The sequence below is a fragment of the Caulobacter sp. GW821-FHT11A05 genome (assembly GCF_058809015.1).
The window spans coordinates 230,531-251,847 of sequence record NZ_JBXASF010000006.1 but is presented as its reverse complement, the minus strand read 5'-3'; the positions used below and the strand labels follow the sequence as shown (position 1 = coordinate 251,847).

The 21,317-nt window shown below is 70.4% G+C and carries 23 protein-coding genes; 8 read left to right on the top strand and 15 right to left on the bottom strand.

Going from position 1 to position 21,317, the window contains the following annotated elements; genetic code table 11:
* Positions 1–225 precede the first annotated feature (225 nt).
* Positions 226–1,656, bottom strand: a complete 1,431-nt coding sequence (locus tag AC1RSK_RS11320; RefSeq protein ID WP_492907635.1) for an alpha/beta hydrolase — start codon at positions 1,654–1,656, stop codon at positions 226–228.
* A 79-nt stretch (positions 1,657–1,735) separates the two neighbouring features.
* Positions 1,736–2,236: a MarR family winged helix-turn-helix transcriptional regulator gene (locus AC1RSK_RS11315; protein ID WP_492907634.1), complete on the bottom strand. Its 501-nt coding sequence runs from the start codon at positions 2,234–2,236 to the stop codon at positions 1,736–1,738.
* A 136-nt stretch (positions 2,237–2,372) separates the two neighbouring features.
* Between AC1RSK_RS11315 and AC1RSK_RS11310 the strand changes: the two genes are divergently transcribed.
* Positions 2,373–3,620 carry an acetyl-CoA C-acetyltransferase gene (locus AC1RSK_RS11310; protein WP_492907633.1) on the top strand — a complete coding sequence of 416 codons (1,248 nt, stop codon included), beginning with the start codon at positions 2,373–2,375 and terminating at the stop codon, positions 3,618–3,620.
* Between the two features lie 51 nt (positions 3,621–3,671).
* Here AC1RSK_RS11310 and AC1RSK_RS11305 read toward each other — a convergent pair whose 3' ends face one another.
* The 4 genes from AC1RSK_RS11305 to AC1RSK_RS11290 are packed head-to-tail and all read right to left on the bottom strand — an operon-like array spanning position 3,672 to position 8,337.
* Positions 3,672–4,577: a DMT family transporter gene (locus tag AC1RSK_RS11305; RefSeq protein ID WP_492907632.1), complete on the bottom strand. Its 906-nt coding sequence runs from the start codon at positions 4,575–4,577 to the stop codon at positions 3,672–3,674.
* On the bottom strand, positions 4,574–5,053 hold the full coding sequence (gene greA / locus AC1RSK_RS11300) for a transcription elongation factor GreA (protein ID WP_492907631.1): 480 nt from the start codon (positions 5,051–5,053) through the stop codon (positions 4,574–4,576). Before greA ends, AC1RSK_RS11305 begins: the two co-directional genes overlap by 4 nt.
* Positions 5,054–5,090: 37 nt before the next feature.
* Positions 5,091–5,543, bottom strand: coding sequence for a response regulator (locus AC1RSK_RS11295; protein WP_492907630.1), 453 nt, complete (start codon positions 5,541–5,543; stop codon positions 5,091–5,093).
* On the bottom strand, positions 5,533–8,337 hold the full coding sequence (locus AC1RSK_RS11290) for a PAS domain S-box protein (RefSeq protein ID WP_492907629.1): 2,805 nt from the start codon (positions 8,335–8,337) through the stop codon (positions 5,533–5,535). Before AC1RSK_RS11290 ends, AC1RSK_RS11295 begins: the two co-directional genes overlap by 11 nt.
* Positions 8,338–8,507: 170 nt before the next feature.
* On the opposite strand from AC1RSK_RS11290, the gene AC1RSK_RS11285 reads away from it, so the two are divergent.
* A complete protein-coding gene (locus tag AC1RSK_RS11285) occupies positions 8,508–10,163 on the top strand; it encodes a M28 family peptidase (protein ID WP_492907628.1) in 1,656 nt (551 codons plus the stop codon).
* Between the two features lie 85 nt (positions 10,164–10,248).
* On the opposite strand, the gene AC1RSK_RS11280 is transcribed toward AC1RSK_RS11285, so the two are convergent.
* The 6 genes from AC1RSK_RS11280 to AC1RSK_RS11255 form a co-directional block, all read right to left on the bottom strand.
* Positions 10,249–10,482, bottom strand: coding sequence for a hypothetical protein (locus tag AC1RSK_RS11280; RefSeq protein ID WP_492907627.1), 234 nt, complete (start codon positions 10,480–10,482; stop codon positions 10,249–10,251).
* Complete coding sequence (locus tag AC1RSK_RS11275; RefSeq protein WP_492907626.1) at positions 10,479–10,745, bottom strand: hypothetical protein; 267 nt, start codon at positions 10,743–10,745, stop codon at positions 10,479–10,481. The genes AC1RSK_RS11280 and AC1RSK_RS11275 overlap by 4 nt, the downstream gene beginning before the upstream one ends.
* Positions 10,746–10,900: 155 nt before the next feature.
* Positions 10,901–11,365 (bottom strand): GFA family protein, encoded by a 465-nt coding sequence (locus AC1RSK_RS11270; RefSeq protein ID WP_492907625.1) that lies wholly within the window; start codon positions 11,363–11,365, stop codon positions 10,901–10,903.
* A 5-nt stretch (positions 11,366–11,370) separates the two neighbouring features.
* Positions 11,371–12,051, bottom strand: a complete 681-nt coding sequence (locus AC1RSK_RS11265; protein WP_492907624.1) for a Fe2+-dependent dioxygenase — start codon at positions 12,049–12,051, stop codon at positions 11,371–11,373.
* Between the two features lie 10 nt (positions 12,052–12,061).
* On the bottom strand, positions 12,062–12,316 hold the full coding sequence (locus tag AC1RSK_RS11260) for a hypothetical protein (protein ID WP_492907623.1): 255 nt from the start codon (positions 12,314–12,316) through the stop codon (positions 12,062–12,064).
* On the bottom strand, positions 12,313–12,546 hold the full coding sequence (locus AC1RSK_RS11255) for a hypothetical protein (protein ID WP_492907622.1): 234 nt from the start codon (positions 12,544–12,546) through the stop codon (positions 12,313–12,315). The genes AC1RSK_RS11260 and AC1RSK_RS11255 overlap by 4 nt, the downstream gene beginning before the upstream one ends.
* Positions 12,547–12,835: 289 nt before the next feature.
* Between AC1RSK_RS11255 and AC1RSK_RS11250 the strand changes: the two genes are divergently transcribed.
* Positions 12,836–13,312, top strand: coding sequence for a hypothetical protein (locus AC1RSK_RS11250; protein ID WP_492907621.1), 477 nt, complete (start codon positions 12,836–12,838; stop codon positions 13,310–13,312).
* Here the strand turns inward: AC1RSK_RS11250 and AC1RSK_RS11245 are convergent.
* Entirely contained in the window at positions 13,309–13,941 is a 633-nt protein-coding gene (locus tag AC1RSK_RS11245; protein ID WP_492907620.1) for a S24 family peptidase, read from the bottom strand. The two genes, AC1RSK_RS11250 and AC1RSK_RS11245, sit on opposite strands and share 4 nt — an antisense overlap.
* Positions 13,942–14,021: 80 nt before the next feature.
* Here AC1RSK_RS11245 and AC1RSK_RS11240 point away from each other — a divergent pair, with 80 nt between their 5' ends.
* The 4 genes from AC1RSK_RS11240 to AC1RSK_RS11225 all read left to right on the top strand — a co-directional run bounded on the left by AC1RSK_RS11240 (position 14,022) and on the right by AC1RSK_RS11225 (position 15,890).
* The gene (locus AC1RSK_RS11240) at positions 14,022–14,249 is read left to right on the top strand and encodes a hypothetical protein (protein ID WP_492907619.1); all 228 of its coding nucleotides are present in this window, start codon (positions 14,022–14,024) and stop codon (positions 14,247–14,249) included.
* A 52-nt stretch (positions 14,250–14,301) separates the two neighbouring features.
* Complete coding sequence (locus tag AC1RSK_RS11235) at positions 14,302–14,838, top strand: GcrA family cell cycle regulator (protein ID WP_492907618.1); 537 nt, start codon at positions 14,302–14,304, stop codon at positions 14,836–14,838.
* 71 nt (positions 14,839–14,909) lie between these two features.
* Positions 14,910–15,491 carry a TetR/AcrR family transcriptional regulator gene (locus AC1RSK_RS11230; protein WP_492907617.1) on the top strand — a complete coding sequence of 194 codons (582 nt, stop codon included), beginning with the start codon at positions 14,910–14,912 and terminating at the stop codon, positions 15,489–15,491.
* 12 nt (positions 15,492–15,503) lie between these two features.
* A complete protein-coding gene (locus tag AC1RSK_RS11225) occupies positions 15,504–15,890 on the top strand; it encodes a VOC family protein (protein ID WP_492907616.1) in 387 nt (128 codons plus the stop codon).
* Positions 15,891–16,325: 435 nt separating this feature from the next.
* On the opposite strand, the gene AC1RSK_RS11220 is transcribed toward AC1RSK_RS11225, so the two are convergent.
* Positions 16,326–18,416, bottom strand: coding sequence for a PAS domain-containing hybrid sensor histidine kinase/response regulator (locus tag AC1RSK_RS11220; RefSeq protein ID WP_492907615.1), 2,091 nt, complete (start codon positions 18,414–18,416; stop codon positions 16,326–16,328).
* A gap of 163 nt (positions 18,417–18,579) precedes the next feature.
* On the opposite strand from AC1RSK_RS11220, the gene AC1RSK_RS11215 reads away from it, so the two are divergent.
* Positions 18,580–18,747, top strand: a complete 168-nt coding sequence (locus AC1RSK_RS11215; RefSeq protein WP_492907614.1) for a hypothetical protein — start codon at positions 18,580–18,582, stop codon at positions 18,745–18,747.
* A gap of 49 nt (positions 18,748–18,796) precedes the next feature.
* On the opposite strand, the gene AC1RSK_RS11210 is transcribed toward AC1RSK_RS11215, so the two are convergent.
* The gene (locus AC1RSK_RS11210; protein WP_492907613.1) at positions 18,797–21,250 is read right to left on the bottom strand and encodes a hypothetical protein; all 2,454 of its coding nucleotides are present in this window, start codon (positions 21,248–21,250) and stop codon (positions 18,797–18,799) included.
* Positions 21,251–21,317 lie beyond the last annotated feature (67 nt).

Genomic DNA, 21,317 nt, shown 5'->3' with positions numbered 1-21,317 from the left:
AACAAGGGGCCGGGACCGGGTCAGCCGCCGTGAGAGGTTCCTTCTCCCCTTGTGGGAGAAGGTGGCGCGAAGCGCCGGTTGAGGGGTCGATAGGTCTTCAAGCTGCGCAGAGGCGGTGGCGACAGACGGTGTCGGAGGCCGGTGCGACCCCTCATCCGCCCCTTCGGGGCACCTTCTCCCACAAGGGGAGAAGGGAGCCCGGAGGCGAACTCACGGACGTCCTCGTTACTCTTCGCCGTAGTCGAATTCGAACTTGGGGTTCTCCGCTTCCAGGCACTTGCCGTCGACCGGCGCCGTCGGGTTCTGGAAGAAGCCGCGAACCATCCCCCGGGTGCAGGGGCTGCGGAAGCTCACGCCGTGGGTGACATTCGGGGCGATGAACAGCTGGCCCTTGGAGAAGCGGGCGGCGGCGGCTTTCGCGAACTGCGGCGGGCAGCCGGGGTCGATCTCGGCGGCCAGGAACAGGGTGGGGACGTCGCTCGACTGCGGGGCGCCGTCGACGGGATAGGGCTTGCCGACCGGCCAGGCGTCGCAGACCTCGAAGTAGCGGCTCATCGAGGGGACCAGCAGGGCGGCGATCGGGTCGTCGCCGACGGCGGCGACCTTGGCGCGGTCCTCGAAGGGGAACTCCTCCTTGCAGAGGTGGGTCAGGTGCTGGCCCTCGTAGTAGGGGCTGCGGTCGGCGCGGTGGGCGTCCAGCGCCGCGAAATCGCTGGCCGCGATCTTCGCCAGGTCGACCGGCAGGTGGCGGGCCCCCTCGTCGCTGTAGGCGGCGTCCATCAGGAAGCCGCCGAGGTCGGAGGCGGTGTAGCTGCGGTTCTTGGCGGTCTGCGGGCCGGCCACGAAGCGTTTGGCCATGGCCACGACATCGGCTTCCAGGGTCGGGTAGCGCTTGTGGCACTCGGCGTCGGCAGCGCACTTTGCCATGACCAGGCGGACGGCGTCGGAGACCAGCTGCGGTCCGCCCTCGGCCCATTTGGCTTCGGGCGGCCAGGGGGAATCGAGGACCACGGCGCGGACGCCCTGCGGCGCGTGGCGCAGGATGGCCATGGCGGCGCTGGTCCCGTAGGAGGCGCCGAAGAGGTCGATCTGATTGTAGCCCAGCGCCTGGCGCAGGTCCTGGACGTCGAGGGCGACCTCGCGCTCGTTGTAGCGGGAAAGGTCGATGCCGGCGGCGGCGTTGCGCATGGCGCAGGCCTTCAGGCTCTCGGCGGCCCCGGGGGTCAGGGGGCCGGCGTCGTTCATCGGCACTTCGCCGCAGTCGAGCAGCGGCACGGCGAGGCCCGAGCCCCGCTCGTCGAAGAAGACCCAGTCCTGGTCGACGGCGATCATGTCCTTGGCCAGGGGCGAGCGGACGAGGCGGGAGACGCCAGCCACCGCCGCGCCGCCGGGGCCGCCCTGCAGGTAGAAGACCGGCGGCTGGCCGGGGCGGGGGGTCTGGGCCTTGATGACCGCCACCGGGATGGCGATGCGCCGGCTGTTCTTCACGCCCCGCGCCTCATCGACGATCAGCACGCCGCAGGAGACCCGCTCGGCCCCGACCGTGAAGTCGCCGGCGCAGGGCGTCGCCTTGTAGACGGGCTTGGCGGCCTGGGCCGGCAGGGCGAGGGCGACGCCGGCCAGGGCGAGGGCGGCGGCGAGAAGGGGGCGGATCATGCGATGGCTCCGAAGGGTTGCGGCACCCTATCGAAGCTGTCGGCCGGCGGGGATGAAATCTGAGACAGGTCCGGCGGCGTCAATCGGCCTCGACGTCGGGCAGGCGCTGCATGATCCGGTCGAACATCGAGCGGCGGGCCAGGGCGTCGTCGAGGCGGTCGAGCAGGCTGACGATGTCGCCCGCCTCGTCGTTCAGCTCGGCGGCGGCGGCGTTGAAGGCTTCCCAGACCGGGGCCAGCTCCCGCGCCAGGGCGCGGCCCTCGTCGGTGAGGTTCAGGTTGCGCTTGCGGCCGTCCTCGGGGGCGGCGGTGGAGGCGACGATGCCGGCCTTCTCCAGCGACCGGCTGGCCTCGCTGACCGAGACGTGGGTGATGCGCAGCACCGATGCGATGGCCCCCACCGACATCGGGCCGTTGGCGATCAGCTGGCGCAGGATGCCGTACCAGCGCTGCTCGAAGCGCACGTTGCGGGCGGCGTAGACCCGCGTGCCGTCACGGTCGAGCTGCTCCGACGCCCGGCGCAGGCGGGCGGCCAGGGCCGATCCCCGGAAACTGCGGCTGTAGTCGAAATCGTCGCTCATGCTTGAGCCATACCGCGATCCGCGCCGGCTGTGACCAGCCTTCCGCCCCAGCCTTCCGCAAGCGTCAAACAAGCGCTTGAATGCCGCAGCGTGAGGGCGCTTAGGTTCGCCGCGAATTCCAAATAGGAGGCGTTCCATGCCTGAAGCTCTGATCATCGACGCGGTCCGCACCCCCCGGGGCATCGGCAAGATCGGCAAGGGCGCCCTTGCCGAAATCCATCCGCAGGAACTGGGCGCCACGGTCCTGAAGGCCCTGGCCAAGCGCAACAATATCAACACCTCGGAAGTCGACGACATCTTCTGGGGCACCAGCAGCCAGGTCGGCATGCAGGGCGGGGACCTGGGCCGGATGTCGGCGCTGTCGGCCGGCTACGACATCAAATCCTCGGCCATGACCCTCGACCGCTTCTGCGGCTCGGGCATCACGGCGGTGAACCTGGCGGCCCACGCCATCATGTCGGGCATGGAAGACCTGGTCATCGCCGGCGGCACCGAGATGATGTCGATGGCCGGCCGTCGCGCCCCGTCGGACGGCCCGCCGATGCTGATGGACCGCGGCAACAAGAACCTGCGCGAGCTGCATCCGCAGTCGCACCAGGGCGTCTGCGCCGACGCCATCGCCACCCTGGAAGGCATCACCCGCGAGGACGTCGACGCCCTGGCCCTGGTCAGCCAGCAGCGCGCCGCCGCCGCCATCGCCGGCGGTCACTTCGACAAGTCCCTGGTGCCGGTCTACCACCCCGACGGCACCCTGGCCCTGGACAAGGAAGAGTTCCCGCGGCCGGAAACCACCGCCGAGGGCCTGGCTGGCCTGAAGCCCTCCTTCGCCGCCATGGCCGACGTGCCGCTGGACGAGGAAGGCACCACCTTCCGCAAGCTGATCACCGCCGTGCACAAGGACCTGGACATCCAGTTCATGCACCATGCCGGCAACAGCTCGGGCGTCGTCGATGGCTCGGCCGCCCTGCTGCTGGCCTCGCCGGCCTATGCCGCCAAGCACGGCCTCAAGGCCCGAGCCAAGGTCATCGCCACCGCCAACATGGGCGACAGCCCCACCCTGATGCTCAACGCCCCCGTCCCGGCCGCCAGGAAGGTGCTGGAGAAGGCCGGCCTGACGGTCGACGATATCGACCTGTGGGAAATCAACGAGGCCTTCGCCGTCGTCGCCGAGAAGTTCATCCGCGACCTGAAGCTCGACCGGGCCAAGGTCAATGTGAACGGCGGGGCCATGGCCCTGGGCCACCCGATCGGCGCGACGGGCGCCATCCTGATCGGCACCATGGTCGATGAACTGGAACGCCGCGGCCTCAAGCGCGGCCTGGTCACCATGTGCGCCGCCGGCGGCATGGCCCCGGCCATCATCATCGAGCGCGTCGAGAGCTAGGCTCTCGGTTCGACCAGACGAGAGGGGCCCCGGAGCGATCCGGGGCCCTTTTCATGAAGGCTTGCGGCCTGCGAGCGCCGTCGCCGCGATGCCGGCGCCGATCAGGACCACCCCGGCGGCGTGATAGGGATGGAAGGGCTCGCCCAGCAGCGCCACCGCCAGGACGGCGCCGAACATCGGCATCAGGTGCATGTACTGGCCGGCCGGGCCGGCCCCGATCAGCTCGACCCCACGGTTGAAGCACAGGTAGGCGAGGAAGGACGGGAAGAGGGCGACATAGCCGATGCCGGCCAGGGCCTGCCACGTCGGCTGGAAGGTGCGCCCCTGGACCAGTTCGTGAGCGTAGAGCGGGGCGGTGACCAGCGCCGCCAGCACGAAGTTGACCAGCAGCAGGCTCAAGGGATGCACCTGCGGGCGGCGGCGCAGCAGCAGGGAATAGGCGGCGTAGAGCACCACCCCGACCAGGATGACGCCGTCGCCGGGGTTGAGATGCAGGGAGAGCAGCGCCCAGGGCCGGCCCTCGCTGATCACCACCAGGACGCCCAGCAGCGACAGGGCGACGCCGACCAGGGCGCCGACGCCGATGCGGTCGCGCAGCAGGACGAAGCCGAAGAACAGGATCAGGGGCGGGATGGCCGCCTGCATCAGCAGGCTGTTCAAGGCGGTGGTGCTCTCCAGGCCCCAGTAGAGCAGGGCCCCGAACGAGGCGACGCCGCTGACCGACAGCAGCAGCACCATCCGCCAGCGGCGGCGCAGCTCCGGCCAGTCCGTCTTGAGGTGCTTCCAGGCCAGGGGCGCGACCATCAGGCTGGCCAGCACCCAACGCCAGAAGGTCAGGGTCATCGGCGGCACGACGCCGGCCATGGCCCGGCCGGCGATGGAGTTGCCGGCCCAGAACAGCATGGTGGCGGCGAGCAGCAGCGGGGCCGCGGCCCACAGACGATCCTTCAGACTCACGCGCCGATCGCCACGATCTCGACCTCGCCGCCGGCGACCATGGCGGTGTCGCCCTCGCCCTTGCCGAGCAGGGCCTGGGCGACGGGCGAGACCCAGGAGACGCTGCCCTTGGCCGGGTCGGCCTCGTCCTCGCCGACGATGCGGAAGGTCTGGCGGCGGCCGTCCTCGCGGTCGAAGGTGACACTGCAGCCGAACTGGACCGTGTCGCAGGTCTCGGGCGGCTGGGTCAGCTGGGCGCTGGCGCGGCGGGCGTTGTAGTAGCGCAGGTCGCGGGTGGCGCGGGCCATGGCGGTGCGGTCGGTTGAGACGTCCCCTTGCTGGGCGGCGCGATAGGCGGCCTGGGCGGCGGCCAGCGCCTCTTCCAACAGGGCCAGGCCCTGTGGGGTGACGAGGTTGGGGTGGGAGGAAATCGGGCGGTCCGGCAGGTCTGCCGCGGTGGCCTCGAGATCTCCCTCCTTGGTGAAGGCGACGCTCATCGGGCGGTTGTAGGCCGCCGCTTCCGCCGGACCAAGCCTAGAGGAAGAGTTCCTCGCCGGCCGGCCGTTCCGGCGGCGCTTCGGGCGACGCGGCCGGCGGACCGGCGGCCGGGGCCCCGGGCCGCAGCAGGCGGCGGACCCGGCGCAGAAGCATCTGGTCGTTGAACGGCTTGGCCAGGTAGTCCTTGGCCCCCAGGGCGATGGCCCGCTGCACGTCCTCGGCGGCGTTGCGGGCCGTCAGCATCAGGGTCGGCGGCGGCGCCCGGCGGGTCTTCCGCAGGGTCTCCAGCAGCTGGAAGCCGTCCATGCGCGGCATGCTGACGTCGAGCAGCATGGCGGCGGGCCGGCAGTTGCCCAGCTGGGTCAGGGCCTCGACGCCGTCGTTGGCGCTGATCGTCGTCAGGCCGTCCAGTTCCAGGCGGGTGCGCAGCAGGGCGCGGATGTGCTCGTCGTCGTCGACGATCAGCACCAGGGGGCTGTCAGGCCGCATGGCTTGTCGCCTCCTCGGCGAAAGGGGCTTCCAACGCCAGGCTGATGGCGGTCCGCAGGGCCTGCAGCTGGATCGGCTTGTCGATGACGCCAGCGAACACCGGGTCGAGGGCGCCGTCATGGCGCTGGGCGGTGAAGGCCAGGATCGGCACCCCGTCGTTGGGCCCGCCGCCGGTCTGGATGGCGCGCGCCGCCTCGACGCCGCCGAGCACCGGCATGCGCATGTCCATCAGGATCAGGTCGAAAGCCTGCTGCTCCGCCGCCTGCACGGCCGCCTGGCCGTCGGCGACCAGGTAGCAGTCGGCCCCCAGGGCCTCGAGCAGGGCGCGGGCGAGGTTGCGGTTGGCCGGGTTGTCGTCGGCGACCAGGATGCGGACGCCTGACAGGTCGCCGTCTTCAGCGTCCGGCGCGGCGCCAGACTCGCTGCCGGCGTCGACGCCCGAGCCGGCCAGCGGGGCCGGCAGTTCGAACCAGAAGATCGAACCCTGGCCGGGCGTGCTGTCGACGCCGATCTTGCCGCCCATCGCCTCGGTCAGGCCGCGGCAGATGGCCAGGCCCAGGCCCGTGCCGCCGTGACGGCGGGTGGAGGAGGCGTCGACCTGCGAGAACTTGCGGAACAGCAGGGCCTGGTTCTCGGCCGAGATACCCTCGCCGGTGTCGATGACGCCGACCCGCAGGCGATCGTAGGCCCAGGCCAGGCGTACGGTGACGCCGCCCTGGTCGGTGAATTTCACGGCGTTGCCGACCAGGTTGAGCAGGACCTGTCGCAGGCGGCCGGGATCGAGCCACAGGCCGGCGGGGGCGACGCCGTCGATGGCCAGGGTCAGGCCCTTGGCGTCGGCGCCTGCCTCGAACAGCTCCAGCGCCTCGCGGGCGACGGCGGCCGGGTCGCAGGCCTGGTGGCGGATTTCGACCTGGCCGGCTTCCAGCTTGGAGAAGTCGAGGATGTCATTGACCGTGGCCAGCAGGGCGCGGCCGCCGCTCTGGATGCGGCGCACATGGTCCTGGGCCTTGGCCGGCAGGTCGGGGCTGGCCGCCAGCAGGCCGGAGAAGCCGATGACGGCGGTCAGGGGCGTGCGGATCTCGTGGCTCATGTTGGCCAGGAATTCCGCCTTGGCGGCGGCGGCGGCCTCGGCCTCGGCGCGGGCGGCGACCAGTTCGGCCTCCATGGCCTTGCGCGAGGTGATGTCGCGCAGGACGGTGACCACCTCGGCGATCTCGCCGGCCTCGTCGCGGATAATCTTGGGACTGCCTTCAAGCCACAGTTCGCGGCCGTCGGGCGTGTGGATGAAGTGTTCGCGACGGGTCGAGCCGTCGGGCTCGATGCCGTCGAAAAGGCTGTCCATCACCGCCTGGGAATGGGCGACGTGACCGGGGGCGACGAGGCTGAGGACCGACTGGCCGGTCATCTTGTCCGGATCGGCGCCGATGCTGCGGCAGGACGGCGAGATGTAGCGGATGATGCCGTCGGGGCCGACGCGGACCAGGATGTCGGAGACGTTCTCGGCCAGGGTGCGGTAGCGTTGCTCGCTGTCGGCGAGGGCCTCTTCCATGGCCCGGCGGGCGGTGACGTCGCGGATCACCGCCACCATCTCGGCCGGATGGCCCTCGGCGTCGCGGACCAGCTTGAAGTGGGTCTCGACCCAGACGATGCCGCCGTCCTTGCGCACGGCGCGGTGCTCCAGGGTGCGGTGCTCGGCGCCCGAGGCCAGGGCGGCGTAGACGTCGAGGAGCATGCCGCGGTCGGCGGGGTGGACGAAGGACTGGGCAGTGCGGCCGGTCATCTCGGCGGGCTTGTAGCCAAGCAGCTCCTCGATGGCGGGCGAGATGTAGCCGCTGCGGCCGTCCAGCCGGATGCGGGTGATGACGTCGCCCATGTTGTCGGCCAGCAGGCGGAAGCGAGCCTCGCCGCGGCGGGCTTCGCGCAGGGCCGAGACCTGTTTGGTGACATCCTGCAGCACGCCGAAGATCGAGACCACCCTGCCGGCGGCGTCCCGTTCGCAGGCCGCCTTGCAGGTCATCACCCGCTCGCGCAGGTCATGGTCGATGAGCCGGGCCTGATACTCGAAGCCCTGCCCCTTGAGAATGGCGTCGCTGAAGTGCTGGCGAACGCGCTCGCGGTCGTCGGGGTGGTAGAAGTCGGTGGTTTCGACGGCGCCCGGGTCGAAGTTTTCGCGGGTGACGCCATGGAGGGCATAGACGGCGTCGGACCAGGTCAGCTCCCGGCTCCTGCAGTTGTAGCGCCAGGCGCCGATGCCGGACATCTGCTCGGCCATGCTGACCAGGGCGCGTTCACGCTCGGCTTCCCGGGCCCGGCGCCGGGTCTGCAGGCCCTCAACGACCATCTCGGCCAGGGCGACGAGCTGCTTCAACTGGCGGCCGGAGGGCTGGGGGCGGGCGACTGTGTCGAGCACGCAGAGGGAGCCGAGCACCGCGCCGCTGGCGGTGGTCAGGGCGGCGGCGGCGAAAAAACGCAGGCCCACCGGGCCGGTGACCAGCGTGTTGGCGGCAAAGCGCGGATCGAGGCTGGCGTCGGGCGTCACCAGAATCTCGCCGGGCGCCAGGTCGAGGGTGATCTGGCTGCAGCCCTCGTCGCGCGGGGCGCTGGCCTCGGTCACGCCATGGCGCGACTTGAACCACTGGCGGTCCTCGTCGATCAGCGACACCAGGGCCATGGGGGCGTCGAACAGGTCGGCCGCGAGGGCGGTCAGCCGGTCGAACGTCGGCTCAGGCGGGGTGTCGAGCACCTCCAGCGCCTTGAGGGCGGCGAGGCGCGCCTGTTCGGACACGGGCACTGCGGAAACTCCAGTTTGTCGGATTAGTGACTCCGGAGGCCTGCAAAGGTCTTAACCGGCCCTGTGGCCCGCTGACGCACGCACAGGTTGGGCCGCAACCATCCTGGGCCATGTAAATGGATCGCCCACGCCAAAGGCGCTAACAAGGCCGGCCAAAAGGAGCGTCCGTCATGCGTCTTGTCCTCGCCTTCAGCCTCGCCGCGCTCGCCGCAACCCCTGTGCTGGCAAGGGAAATCGATCCCAAGGCGCTGTCGGAAGACACCAAGGTGCTGGCCTCCGAAGCTTTCGAGGGCCGCGCTCCGGGCTCCGCCGCCGAGCAGAAGACGGTTGACTACATCGTGAAGCGGTTTTCCGAGTCCGGGCTGGAGCCGGGCGGCGAAAACGGCGGCTGGACGCAGAAGGTGCCGCTGGTCCGCACCCAGGTGAAGCCTGGCGGGGCCATGGCCGTGACCGTCGGCGGCAAGGTCCGGACGCTGGAGCAGTTCAAGGACATCTACGTCAACACCGTGCGGCCCACCGACCGCATCGCCGTCAAGGACGCCGGGCTGGTGTTCGTCGGCTATGGCGTCAACGCGCCCGAGCGCGGCTGGGACGATTTCAAGGGCGTCGACGTCAGGGGCAAGATCGTCGTCTTCCTGATCAACGACCCGGACTTCGAGGCGGGGCCGGGCGAGCCGGTGGCCGGCAAGTTCGGCGGCCAGGCGATGACCTACTACGGCCGCTGGACCTACAAGTACGAGGAGGCGGCCCGGCGTGGCGCGGCCGGGGCGCTGATCGTCCATGAGACGCCGGGGGCGGGTTATGGCTGGATCACCGTCGTCGCCCCCCGGGCCGAGAACTTCGATGTCGTCCGCGCCGACGGCGGGGCCGGCCGCGTGCCGTTCCAGGGCTGGATCGAGCGTGGCGTGGCCGCCGAGTTGCTGGCCTCGGCCGGGTTGGATCTGGAGACTTTGAAGAAACAGGCCCGCACGGCCGGGTTCAAGCCGGTCGAATTGAAGGGCGCGCGTTTCAGCGCCGACCTGGCGGTCGAGCACAGCCGGGTCGAGAGCCAGAACGTCATCGGCAAGCTGACCGGCGCCAAGCGGCCGGGCGAGACGGTGGCCTTCGCCGGTCACTGGGACGCCTACGGCCTGGCCGACAAGCCGGACGCGGCGGGACGGCGGGTGCGGGCGGGGGCGCTGGACGACGCCATCGGCATCGCCGGCCTGTTCGAGATCGCCCGGAACTTCAAGGCCGGACCGGCGCCGGAGCGCACGGTGCTGTTCGCCGCCTGGACAGGCGAGGAGCGGGGCCTGCTGGGCTCGGAATACTTCGCCCAGCATCCGACCGTGTCGCTGGAGAAAATGGCCGGGGCCTATACCCTGGACGTGCTGCAGCCGATGGGGCCGGCCAAGGACGTGGTGCTGGTCGGGGCCGGGCAGAACGAGCTGGAGGACGGGCTGGCGTCGGCGGCCAGGGCGCAGGGGCGGGTGATCACCCCGGACGCAAGGCCTGAGCGTGGCCTGTTCTATCGCGCCGACCATTTCTCGCTGGCCAAGCGCGGCGTGCCGGTCATCCTGATCATGGCGCTGGGCGGTGGGGCCGACCTGGTCGAGGGCGGCAGGGCGGCCGGCGACAAATGGGTCAGCGACTACACCGCCACGGCCTACCACCAGACGGGCGATACCTGGAGCGGCGACTGGGACCTGCGTGGCGCGGCGATGGACGTCGACCTGGTGTTCCAGGCCGGCAAGGCGCTGGCGAATGGCAACGCCTGGCCCGGCTGGAAGGCCGGGTCGGAGTTCGGGCCGGTGCGCGAGGGCTCGGCGGCCTCTCGCAAACCCTAGACCCTGTTAGACAGGGTCTGGATTCAGACGTTTGGAGCATGTCCGGGCGGCCGAACCGCAGACACTTCGACCTGACATGCTCCCGTCAATCCTGGGCGCCCTTGAGCCGGCGAGCGTCGGCCTTGCGGGTGGCCGCGTCATAGGCGGCGGCGTTCGACCGTGACGAGCTGACGGCGGCCGGCGGGGCCTCGGCGAAGTCGGGCTTGGGCCGGGCGCTGATCAGCCAGAGCAGGCCCAGGATGACGAGGGCCATGCCGAGCAGCATCAGGACGAAGGGTGACGGCAGCGGCAGGCGACGACGCGCGGGCGTGTCGCTCACGAAGCCGCGGCTTCGGCGGCGGCGATGCCGCTCTCACCCACCTGGCCGATGACCGTGGCGACGCCCAGCACATGCATAACCCCGTCGACGAAGCGGATCTCGTCGTCGGCGAACACCGGGCTGCGCTTGATCAGGGCGGTGTCGCGCAGGGTCAGGCGCAGGACCAGGTCCTGCGGTTGATGGCCGTTGGCCAGGGCCTCGTCGAGCCGCTTGCGCAGCTGGGCCATGGTCGGCGGCGGGGGGGGAGTCTGGGTCTTGGACATGCGGCGCCTTTCGCCCCCGACCTCCCGCGGCGCGGGAGCAGAAAATCGGGCAGGTCGGCAGAACAGGCCGGCAGGGTTCCTATGAGGATGCGGAACGGTGAGGCACTCTAGCACGACCCTTCGCCCCGTGGCGCCTAATCGTCGCCTTGGGCCGGCTAGCCATCGCCGAGGATGGCGCGGCGGCGGGCCAGGCTCTGCGCCGGCCACAGGGCCTGCATGTCGTAATAGACCTCGAACACCGCCGCTTCGGCCGTCAGATCGACCCAGGGCAGCTTGGAACGGGTAAAAATATGGGCGTCCGGCGGCAGGGCGGCGGGCGTATCCAGCGTGCCGACCCGCAGGAAGCGCAGGGCCGGACGGCCGCCATAGTCGCTCCACAGGGCCGTCTGGCAGGTCGGGCAGCGATAGATATCGTGCACCCGATCGCTCTCCGAGGGGCCGGGCGTCGGTTCTGGCGCGCCTTGCAGGATTTCGATCCGGTCGGTCTCGATCAGCGCGTTGATGACAAAGGCGCTGCCGGTCAGCCGCTGGCACTGGCTGCAGTGGCAGCAGTTGACGAACATCGGCGCGGTGGTCATCCGGTAGCGGACCTGACCGCAGGCGCAGCCGCCTTCGTGCATGATCCTTAAGCCTCCGCCCAGCGCCGCAGCAGGTTGTGGTAGACGCCGGTCAGGCTGACCAGGCTGGGATGGTCGTCGCCGACCTCGCCGCGCAGGCCCTGCAGGGCCATGTCCATGTCGAACAGCAGGGCCCGGGCGGCGTCGTCGCGCACATGGCTCTGGATCCAGAAGAAGCTGGCCGTCCGGGCGCCGCGCGTCACTGGCGTCACCTGATGCAGGGAGGTCGCCGGGTAGAGGATCAGCGAACCGGCGGCCAGCTTGACCGCATGGGCGCCGTAGACGTCCTCGATGACCAGTTCGCCGCCGTCGTAGTCTTCGGGATCGGTGAGGAACAGGGTGGCCGACAGGTCGGTGCGCAGGCGGCCGCCGTCCGGCAGGGCGCGCAGGGCGTTGTCGACATGGACGCCGAAGCTGTGCTCCCCCTCGTATCGGTTGAACAGCGGCGGGAAGACGCGGGTCGGCAGGGCCGCAGACTGGAACAGCAGGTTGGACGCCAGGGCCCGTTCGACCTGGGCGCCGAGGTCGCGAGCGACCTCGCTGGTCTCGGGAAGCTGCAGGTTGTTCTTGGCCAGGGCCGACTGGTAGCCGGCCGTCGCCTTGCCGTCGGCCCAGGGCGCGTCGGCCAGGACCGCCTGGAAATGGGCGACCTGGGCCGGCGTCAGCAGGTTCTCGATCTGGATCAGCATGGCATCGCAGCTAGACCCTTTGAGAACAGCTATCAACTGAAAGGGCGAGCACCGCCTCGGCGTCGCGCAGGCAAAGGCTGTGGTAGCGCCGGACCTCGGGGCAGGCGGCGGCCATCTCGGCGCGATGCCAGGCGGCGAGACGGGAGAGGTCGCGGCGGTGCAGGACGCGGGCGCCGCGCTCGGCGAGCGGCAGGGGACCGCCGAGGGCGAGGATCTCGCCGCCGCAGGTCCAGTAGCGGGCGAGGGCGTCGGGGGCGGCTCTCAAGAGACGGCTCCGGCGATGCGGAAGGCGCGGCCCTGGCACTCCAGCCAGCCCTCGCGCGGGGCCGGCGGCGGCAGACGGCGGCAGAAGCGCAGGCCGGCGCGGTCGAAGCTGTAGGCCAGGCCGCCATCGACGGCGGGCTGGAAGAAGACCCGGCCATAGTCGGGCTCCTCGGCCCCGTCGGGCCGCAGGCGGGGCAGGGTTGCGAACCACGCCGGATCGGCATGGCTCACCGGACGCGGCGGCGCGGTCAGGGGCGACTCCTGTGATGTAGGGAATATGCAACTGTACAAAAAATACAGTCACCCAGTCAAGAGGCGCCGTGCGGCCTGCTCTGTATTCGGAGGATCGAGGCCGCCGATCCCTGGCGCCGAACCCGAATTGGGGTTAACGGCCATTTTGCCGCATGGACCCGGAGATCAGGCGCGGTACCTAGCCTTCTGGGGCGGAAACGTCGGTTTTGTCGAGCGGCGGGAGATCGGGCGGGGGCCCGCCTGGCGGTTCGAGAGGGGGGAACAGAACTTGAAGGGCATTTCACGTGATCCCGCGCTGCGCACGCCGGTGCAGGAGCGGTTCCTGCTGCGGCTCGGCATGGATTATTTCCTGCGCCAGATGTCGGTGCTCAGCGCGCCGTTCGACGGCGACGTCATGCTGGCGGCGACCTTTCTGGCCATCTGCCAGGCCAGCGTGAAACATCTGAACGAGCCGGCGCTACCCAGTCCGCTGGCGGTCGAGGGGGTTTTTCCGGACGGCATGCGGCGGGCGGTGACCATCGCCTCGGTGGCCCGGACGCTGGGCATCCCGCGCGAGACGGCGCGGCGCTATGTGCATCGGCTGATCGCCAGCGGCCACTGCCGCCCGGTCGGGGCGCGGGGGGTGACCGTGCCGGCCGAGGTGCTGCGCTCCGAGCCGATCAATCGCCTGGCCCGCGAGCACGTCGACGCCCTGAACGACCTGTTCGAGGGCTTCGAACGCAGCCGGGAGCTGCTGCAGGCTTAAACCCGCAGGCCCATGAACGGCAGGGCCCAGAGCAGTTCGACATCCTCGATCGGCTTGAAGCGGGTGTTGATGCTCTCCAGGGTCCACAGGCCGGGGGCGGCGCCGCGGCGCAGGATCTTGACCATCTTGCGGCCGTCGGCGAGGCGGGCCATCACCTCCTGGCCGACCAGGGGGCTGGGGTCGTCGTAGCGGCGGCCGAAGATCAGGTGCTCGCCGTGGCGGAAGCGGGGCATCATGCTCTCGCCGTCGACGATCAGCACGATGCCGTCCTCGGGGACCATCGGGTCCAGCCAGTCGGCGGCGGCGCCCATCTCGTAGTCGTCGTCGAACAGGGCCTCGGCCCCGGCAGCCACCTTGCCCAGCACCGGCAGGCCGGCCCGCCTGGCCTTCATCGCCCCCTTGCCGGCGTACAGCCACTCGGCCCGCACCCCGAAGGCGCGGGCGTAGTCCTCGGCCTTGCGGAAGGAGAAGCTGGCGTTGCCGTTTTCGTTGGAAGCGTAGGTGTTGAGGTTCCAACCGTGGGCGCGGGCGGCCTCGGCGGCCGAGCCCAGGCCCTTGGCCCGGCGGGCGCGGCGCAGCCGCTCAGCCCCGGCTGCGAGAGGCGATGGGAGGTCGATGGTCGGGCTCATGTAGGAAACCTACGTTAATTCCTGTATGTTGTCTACAGATGGGGGTTGAGCTGGAGCTGTATTTTTTGTACAGTATGATCATGCCCGATACAGAACCCCATCGGAGCCACCGCGACGTCATTGCGCTCGCCGGTGGACCCTCACGGCTGGCCCGGCTGCTGAAATGCCCGGCCGGCCGCGCCCATCAGTGGAAGCGGTCGGACTCGATTCCGCCGCGTTACTGGGCGGCCATCGTGCTGCGCGGCCATGCCAGCTTGGAAGAGCTGGCGGGGGCGGCGGCCCGGCGGGCGCGCGCCTCGCCGGGCTGACCGACGGCGCCTGAGCCTTCCTCCCTTCCTCCTGTTTCAATGAGTGACCGACATGCAGATCGCCGCCGCTTCCGGCGCGACGGGGTGTTCCCGCGCGCCTGCTTCCCAGACCCCCCAACGGACGCGGGCTGAATGGCCGCGCGAGCGGCTGGACCAGCTGCGCGGCCTGTTCGACGCCGGCCTGTCGCACCTGTTGATCGCCGGCCGCATGGGGGTCGGCAAGGGCCTGATCAGCGCCAAGATCGCCCGGCTGGGCTGGCGGCGTGGCGAGACGCTGGAGGCGCAGGCTCCGGTCCGCGGCCCGGCCCCGCTGGTGATCGAGCCCGCGAAGGCGCGTCGGCTGGAGCAGCTGGGCGAAGAGGATTGCCACTGGCCGGTGGCCGAGGACGGCTGGGGCGTGCAGCTGTTCTGCGGCTGCGCCAGGGCGGCCAAAGGAGCCTACTGCGAGGGACACCGGGCGCGGTCGGTGCGCCGGCCGCGGGCCTGGGAGCGGCGGGCCATGGCGCCGGGCGCGCCGGAGCCGCCGCGCGAGGGGCTGGGCTGGGACCGATTCAAGGTCAGCGACAGGCCGCGCCGGGAGGAATGGTGAGCGAGCCCGGCGGCGCTTGACACTGACCGGGGGTCAGTAGCTAATGACCGTGGGTCAGCAAGGGAAGGTCGATGGACAAGCCGCTGCGTCGCCGCCTTCAGCCCGAGGCGCGGAAGCTGGAGATTGTCGAGGCGGCCGAGCGGCTGCTGCAGGCCCAGGGCTCGCGGGTGCGGGTGGAGGACGTGGTCCGCGAGGCGGGCGTCGCCAAGGGCACCTTCTTCCTCTACTTCCCGACCTGGGACGACCTGCTCGAGGCGGTCCGCCATCGGCTGGTGTCCGAGTTCGACACCGCCCATCCCCTGCCGACCGAGGCCCAAGGGCCGGTGGACTGGCCGAGGCTTGTGGAAGAGCAGGCGGGCGCCTTCATCGATTTCACCCTCTCGCGCCGGGGTCTCGGCGAGGCGATCTTTCACTCGGACTTCGCCGAGCGCCGACCGTTGGCCGACAACGCCATCCTGCGGCTCTCGGCCGTCATCCGCGCCGGCCAGGAGGCCGAGGCCTTTGGGCCAGTCGATCCGGAGCCGACGGCGCGGCTGCTGTTCGCCGCCATCCACGAGGCCGCCGACGCTGTGGCCGACGGCGCCGACCGCGCGGCCATCCTGGCGGCGCTGCGGGGCCTGCTGCGCGGCGCCCTGGCGCCCGATCGCCCTTGAGGAGGACCCCCGATGAGCGACACCCAAGTCAACGTTCGATACATGGTCGGTGACGTGCAGACCTGTGTCGACTGGTACGTCGGCAACTTCGGTTTTGGCGTGCAGCTCAATGCGGCGCCGGCCTTTGCGTCGGTGGAGCGCGGCGCGCTGCGGCTGCTGCTGAGCGGCGTCAAGAGTTCGGCCGGTCGGCCGATGCCGGATGGCCGGCAGCCGGAGGCCGGCGGCTGGAACCGCTTCCAGCTCATCGTCGAGGATATCGCGGCCGAGGTCGAACGGCTGCGCGGGGCCGGCGTGGCGTTTCGCAACGACATCGTCACCGGGCCCGGAGGGTCGCAGATCCTGGCGGAGGATCCGTCGGGCAATGTGGTCGAGCTGTTCCAGCCGGCGGGGCGCGGCTGAAGCTGGGGTAGCGTTCCTTCTCCCGGAAGCGGGCGAAGGCCTCATCTTGGATGATTACATCCCCGTAACTTACTTAATCTCACGTCATTCTCTTACAACGACGTCATGACGCAGGCTTAACAAGCCTTTTCAGACCTCATTCAGTATACCTCAAATCACAGCAGCGCAGGGACGCGCCGCCCAACACAAACAGAGGGACTACTGCAATGACCGTTCGTATCGCCAACCTGGCCAGCCTGCTTCTCGCCGCGCTGCCCGTCGTCGCCATCCTGGGCATCGCCCAACTCGAAACCGCCGCGCGGGTTCTCGGCGCTTGAGCCGCCGCGCCCAACTCCACCGGGTCTGACACCTCCCCCCTGCTCAGATCCGGTGGAGCACCGCGCTCCACCAAACGAGACAAAGGCGCCCTTCACGGGCGCTTTTTTCGTTGGCGGATCAGGCGGCTCTAGTCTCGCGGGCGTCGGGGGCGCTCCAGCGGTCGAGGCAGGAGAGGAGCGCGGCGGTGTTGATCGGCTTGCCGAGATGGTCGTCGACACCCGCGTCGCGGCACCGCTGGATCTGGTCAGGCAGGACATTGGCGGTCATGGCGATGATCGGCGGCTGCGGGATCGGCAGCTGGCGGATCGCCCGCGTGGCGGATAGGCCGTCCATGACCGGCATCTGCATGTCCATCAGGACCAGGTCATAGGCGCCGGCGCGAACGGCGTCGACACCCTGGGCGCCGTCGTGGGCCTCGGTGATCTCGACCTCGAAGGGGGCGAGGAGGGCGGCGACCAGTTCGCGGTTGACCGGATTGTCCTCGACCAGCAGCAGGCGCAGCGGGCGGTCCAGGTGGTCGGGCGCGGCGGGCGCTTCCAGAGCGGGGGCCAGTTCGGCGGCGGGCAGGTCGAGCTCGAACCAGAAGGTCGCGCCCTGGCCGGCCTGACTGGCGGCGCCGATGCGGCCCTCCATGCCCTCGATGATGCGGCGGGCGATGGCCAGGCCCAGGCCGGTGCCGCCGTACTGGCGCGAGATGGTGGCGTCGGCCTGGGTGAAGCGTTCGAACAGGGCGTCGATCTTGTCTGGCGCGATGCCGGCGCCGGTGTCGACAACCTCGAAGCGGAGGCGCTGGAGCGTCTTGTGCGGCTTTCGGGTCACGCGGACATGGACGCCGCCCCGGGCGGTGAACTTGACGGCGTTGGACAGCAGGTTGAGCAGCACCTGGCCCAGGCGCGGCCCATCGCCGAGCAGGCCGCCGGCGGCGTCGGCGGCGTCGAGGGTGAGGCGCAGGCCCTTGGCACTGGCCTGTTGTTCGACAAGGCCGAGCACGGAGGCGGCCATGGCGGCGGGGTCGAACGGCTGGCGGTCGAACTCCAGGCCGCCGGCCTCGAGCTTGCTGTAGTCGAGCACGCTGTTGACGATGCCCAGCAGGGTGTCGCTGGCCTCGCGGATCAGGCTGACCTGGCGGGCCTGGTCGGCGGCCAGGCCGGTGGAGCGGCCGAGCACCTCGGAGAAGCCGATGATGGCGGTCAGCGGCGTGCGCAGCTCGTGGGTCATGTTGGCCAGGAAGTCGGCCTTGGCGGCGCTGCTGCTTTCGGCCCGGCGGACAGCGGCGACGAGGTCGGCCTCCAGGGTCTTGCGCGCCCCGATGTCGCGCGAGGTCATGACCAGCTCGCCTTCGCCGAACCGCGACATGCTGGACTCGATCCAGACCTCCTGGCCGTCGCGGTGGCGGACGCGGTAGTCGACGGTGCGGACCGTGCCGGAGGCGCGGGCCTCGCCGAGCGCGGCGATGACCCGCGGCAGGTCCTCGGCGTTGACCATCTCGCGCGGGTTGGCGAGCAGTTCCTCCGGCGTGTAGCCGAAGACCCGAATGGAGGAGGGGGAGACGTAGGTCAGGCCGCCGCCGGGGGCGTAGCGGGCGATGACGTCGGTGACGTTGTCGGCCAGGATGCGATAGCCGTCCTCGCTGTCGCGCAGGGCGCCCTGGGCGTCGACGAAGCTGCGGCGGGAAATCATGGTCTGGTTGAAGCCGGTGGCGGCGAAGCCGACGGCGATGGCCAGGATCATCCAGACCGGGATCATCGCCGCGCCAGGAATCGGCATCGCCAGGGTGAGGAGCAGCATGCCCACCGCCGGCAGGCCGCCGCTGACCAGCGAGCCGACCGGCGACTGGAAGGCGAAGGCCTGGCCATAGCTGATCAGGCTGAGCCAGACGGTGATGGCGCAGATGGCGCCGGCCACCGACCCCGACAGCCAGAACAGCGCCCCGACGATGAACCAGGCGGCAGAGATGGCGACGAGATTGGCGAAGTGGTTGCGGCGTTGGCCGGGGCCGATGCGGACGGCCTTGAACTGCGGCCGGGTGGCGAACCAGCTCCAGGCCTCCAGCCCCAGGCAGGCGGCGGTCCAGGCGAGGGCGACGGGCCAGGTGAGCAGCAGGAGCGAAACGCCGCCGACACCGAGGGTCACCGCCGCGCGCAGTGGCAACATCCGATGGCTGTGGAGGGCAAGCTCGTCCAGCCCCTCATCCAGAATCAACCGCATTCTTGCCCCCCGCCGTCTATTTTTGACGATCGTGCCAGTTCCGGGCTGCGATTGTCTTAAGGCGAACGATCGACGTTATCGGAAGCAGCGATTGTCCCTTGCGGGGGCTGGACGTGGGATAATGGTCTCACCGCTTCGATAAGGAGAGCCCATGGAACCGGACATGAAACCGCCGCGGCCGACCCCGCCGCCGCCGACCATCAACGACGCCCGCAAGCGCGCCGAGGAAACCGACCGGCTGCGCCGGCGCGAAGGGCGGGGCGCCACCTTCCTGTCGAACGCCCTGGGCCGCAGCGAGGGCGGGGTGGCGACCAAGGTGCTGATGGGCTGAACGGAGAAGGCCCCGCCGGGCGGCCACGGCTGCTGTCCGCGAGAAAGAATCAGAGCAGCCAGCCGCCCCAGTCGCCGGTGACGTCGCCGTTGAGCTTCATCTGGTACTCGGCGACGCCGTTGCCATCGATGTCGAGGCGGACGGAGGTGATGCCGGCGGCATAGGTCAGGGTCATCTCGCCGGCGGTGTGGGTGAAGGCCGAGACCTTGGCGATCACGCCGGCGAAGGCGCCGGTGAGGTCGAGGCGGTCACCCTCGAGGGTCGAGAAGTCATAGACCTGATCGGTCTCCAGGGCGCCGCTGAAGGCGTGGCCGACCAGGAAGGTGTCGGCCCCCAGGCCGCCGCGCAGCAGATCGTTGGCCTCGCCGCCGATGATGATGTCGTCGCCGTCATTGCCGTTGAGGGTGTCGACACCCGCCAGGCCCGAGAGAGTGTTGTTCCCGCTGTTGCCCTGCAGGTTGTTGGCCCCGGCGTTGCCGGTTCCGGCGGCGTTGGCGGCGGCCTGCAGTTCGAGCGCCTCGATGTTGTCGGCCAGGGTCCAGGAGAGGGTGGTGCGGACGATGTCGTAACCCTCGCCCGCGACCTCGATGGTCTGGTCGCCGGCGTCGTCGACGATGTAGACGTCGTTCTCGGTTCCGCCGGTCAGGATGTCGGCGCCGGCCCCGCCGTCGAGGGTGTCGTTGCCGGCCCCGCCGGTCAGGGTGTCGATGTCCGACTGGCCGTCCATGCGATCGTTGCCGGTCCCGCCGTTGAGATTGTCGGCCCCCGTGCCGCCGAACAGCTTGTCGTTGCCGTCGCCGCCGGAGAGGACGTCGGCGCCGTCGTCGCCCTGCAGGATGTCGCCGCCGGCCCCGCCGACCAGGTCGTCCGCCCCGTCGCCGCCGTAGAGCAGGTCGGCGAGGTCGCCGCCGTCGAGCAGGTCGTCGCCGCCCTCGCCGCGCAGGGTGTCGTTGCCGCCCTGGCCGCTGAGCTGGTCGTTGGCGGCGCCGCCGGCGTAGCTGTCGTTAGCGCCGGTGCCGGCCTGGATCACCGGCGTGGGATCCGCCAGCCGGCCGAAAACGACATAGGCCGCGCCGGCATAGGGAGCGCCGATGATCAGGTCCATCGCCCCGTCGCCGTCGACATCACCGGCCGAGGCGACCGAGTAGCCGCTGCGGCCGCCGTTCACGTAGCCGTCGACGCGGAAGCCGGTGGCTCCGTCGAGGGCGGCGAGGCTGGAACTGGCGGTAAAGCCGCCCGCCTTGCCGAACACGACATAGGTGGAGCCGGCCTGGCCGACGCTGCCGGGGCTGGCCAGCCAGCCGCCGATGATCAGATCGTCGAAGCCGTCGCCGTTGACGTCGCCGGCGTCCAGGGACCAGCCGGCGAAGCTGGACGAGGGGCCGTCGAGCCTGAAGCCGTTGGTCCCGTCGAGGTCGGCGAGGTTGACGGTGGGATCGAAGCCGCCGGCCGCGCCGAACACCACATAGACGCGCCCGGCCCCGATGGAGTTCGGCGCCGCATAGGAGGCGACAATGAGGTCCGAGAAGCCATCGCCATTGATGTCGCCGGCTGAGACCGAGCGGCCCATCCGATCGTTCGCTGCCACCCCGTCGATCTGGAAGCCAGTGGTTCCGTCGAGGCCGGAGAGGGGGACGTCGGCCGCGAAGCCGGCGGCCTTGCCGAACACCACATAGGCCGAGCCGGCGCTGGACAGGCCGCCGGGGTCGGCGTTGAAGGCGCTGACGATCACATCGTCGAAGCCGTCGTTGTTGACATCGCCCGCCGAGGCCACCGACCAGCCGGCCTGGTCGTTCCCAGCGACGCCCGAGAGTCGGAAACCGTCGGTCCCGTCCAGGTCGGCCAGTTCGATATCGGCCGCGAAGCCGGCGTCCGTGCCGAACACCACGAAGGCGCCGCCGGCGTAGCTGGGGCCGAGGTCGCGGCCGGCGATGATGAGATCTGTGAAGCCGTCGCCGTTGACGTCGCCCGCCGAGGCGACCTGCCAGGCCGTCCGGGGGACGCCCGGGTCGGGGCCGTGCAGGCGGAAGCCCGAGGTTCCGTCGAGGTCGGCCAGGGACTGGACGGCGCTGAAGCCCGAAGCCTTGCCGAACACCACATAGGACACCCCATCAGCGTTGTCGGCGTAGGGGGCGGCGACAATCAGGTCGCCGTAGCCGTCGCCGTTGACGTCGCCGGCCGAGGCGACGCTGCGGCCGCTCTGTCCGGAGGCGACGGCGCCCTCCAGGCGAAACCCGTTGGTTCCGTTGAGGCCCGCCACGTCGGTGGTGGCGGCAAAGCCGCCCGCCTTGCCGAACACCACATAGCTGGCGCCGGCGAAATTGGTCCCGCTCGTGTGGAAGCTCCTGGCCCCGACGATCAGGTCGCCGTAGCCATCGCCGTTGATATCGCCGGCCGAATTGACCGAGAAGCCGAAGTTCTGGCTGGGCGTCAGACCCGTGAGGGCGAAGCCCGTCACCCCGTCGAGGGCCGAGATCTGAACGACTGCCGGGAAACTGGCCATGACGCACCCCTTGGGCGCGGCGGCGACGCGGACCGGTGCGGCCCGCGTTCGGGACCGCGCTCAGATC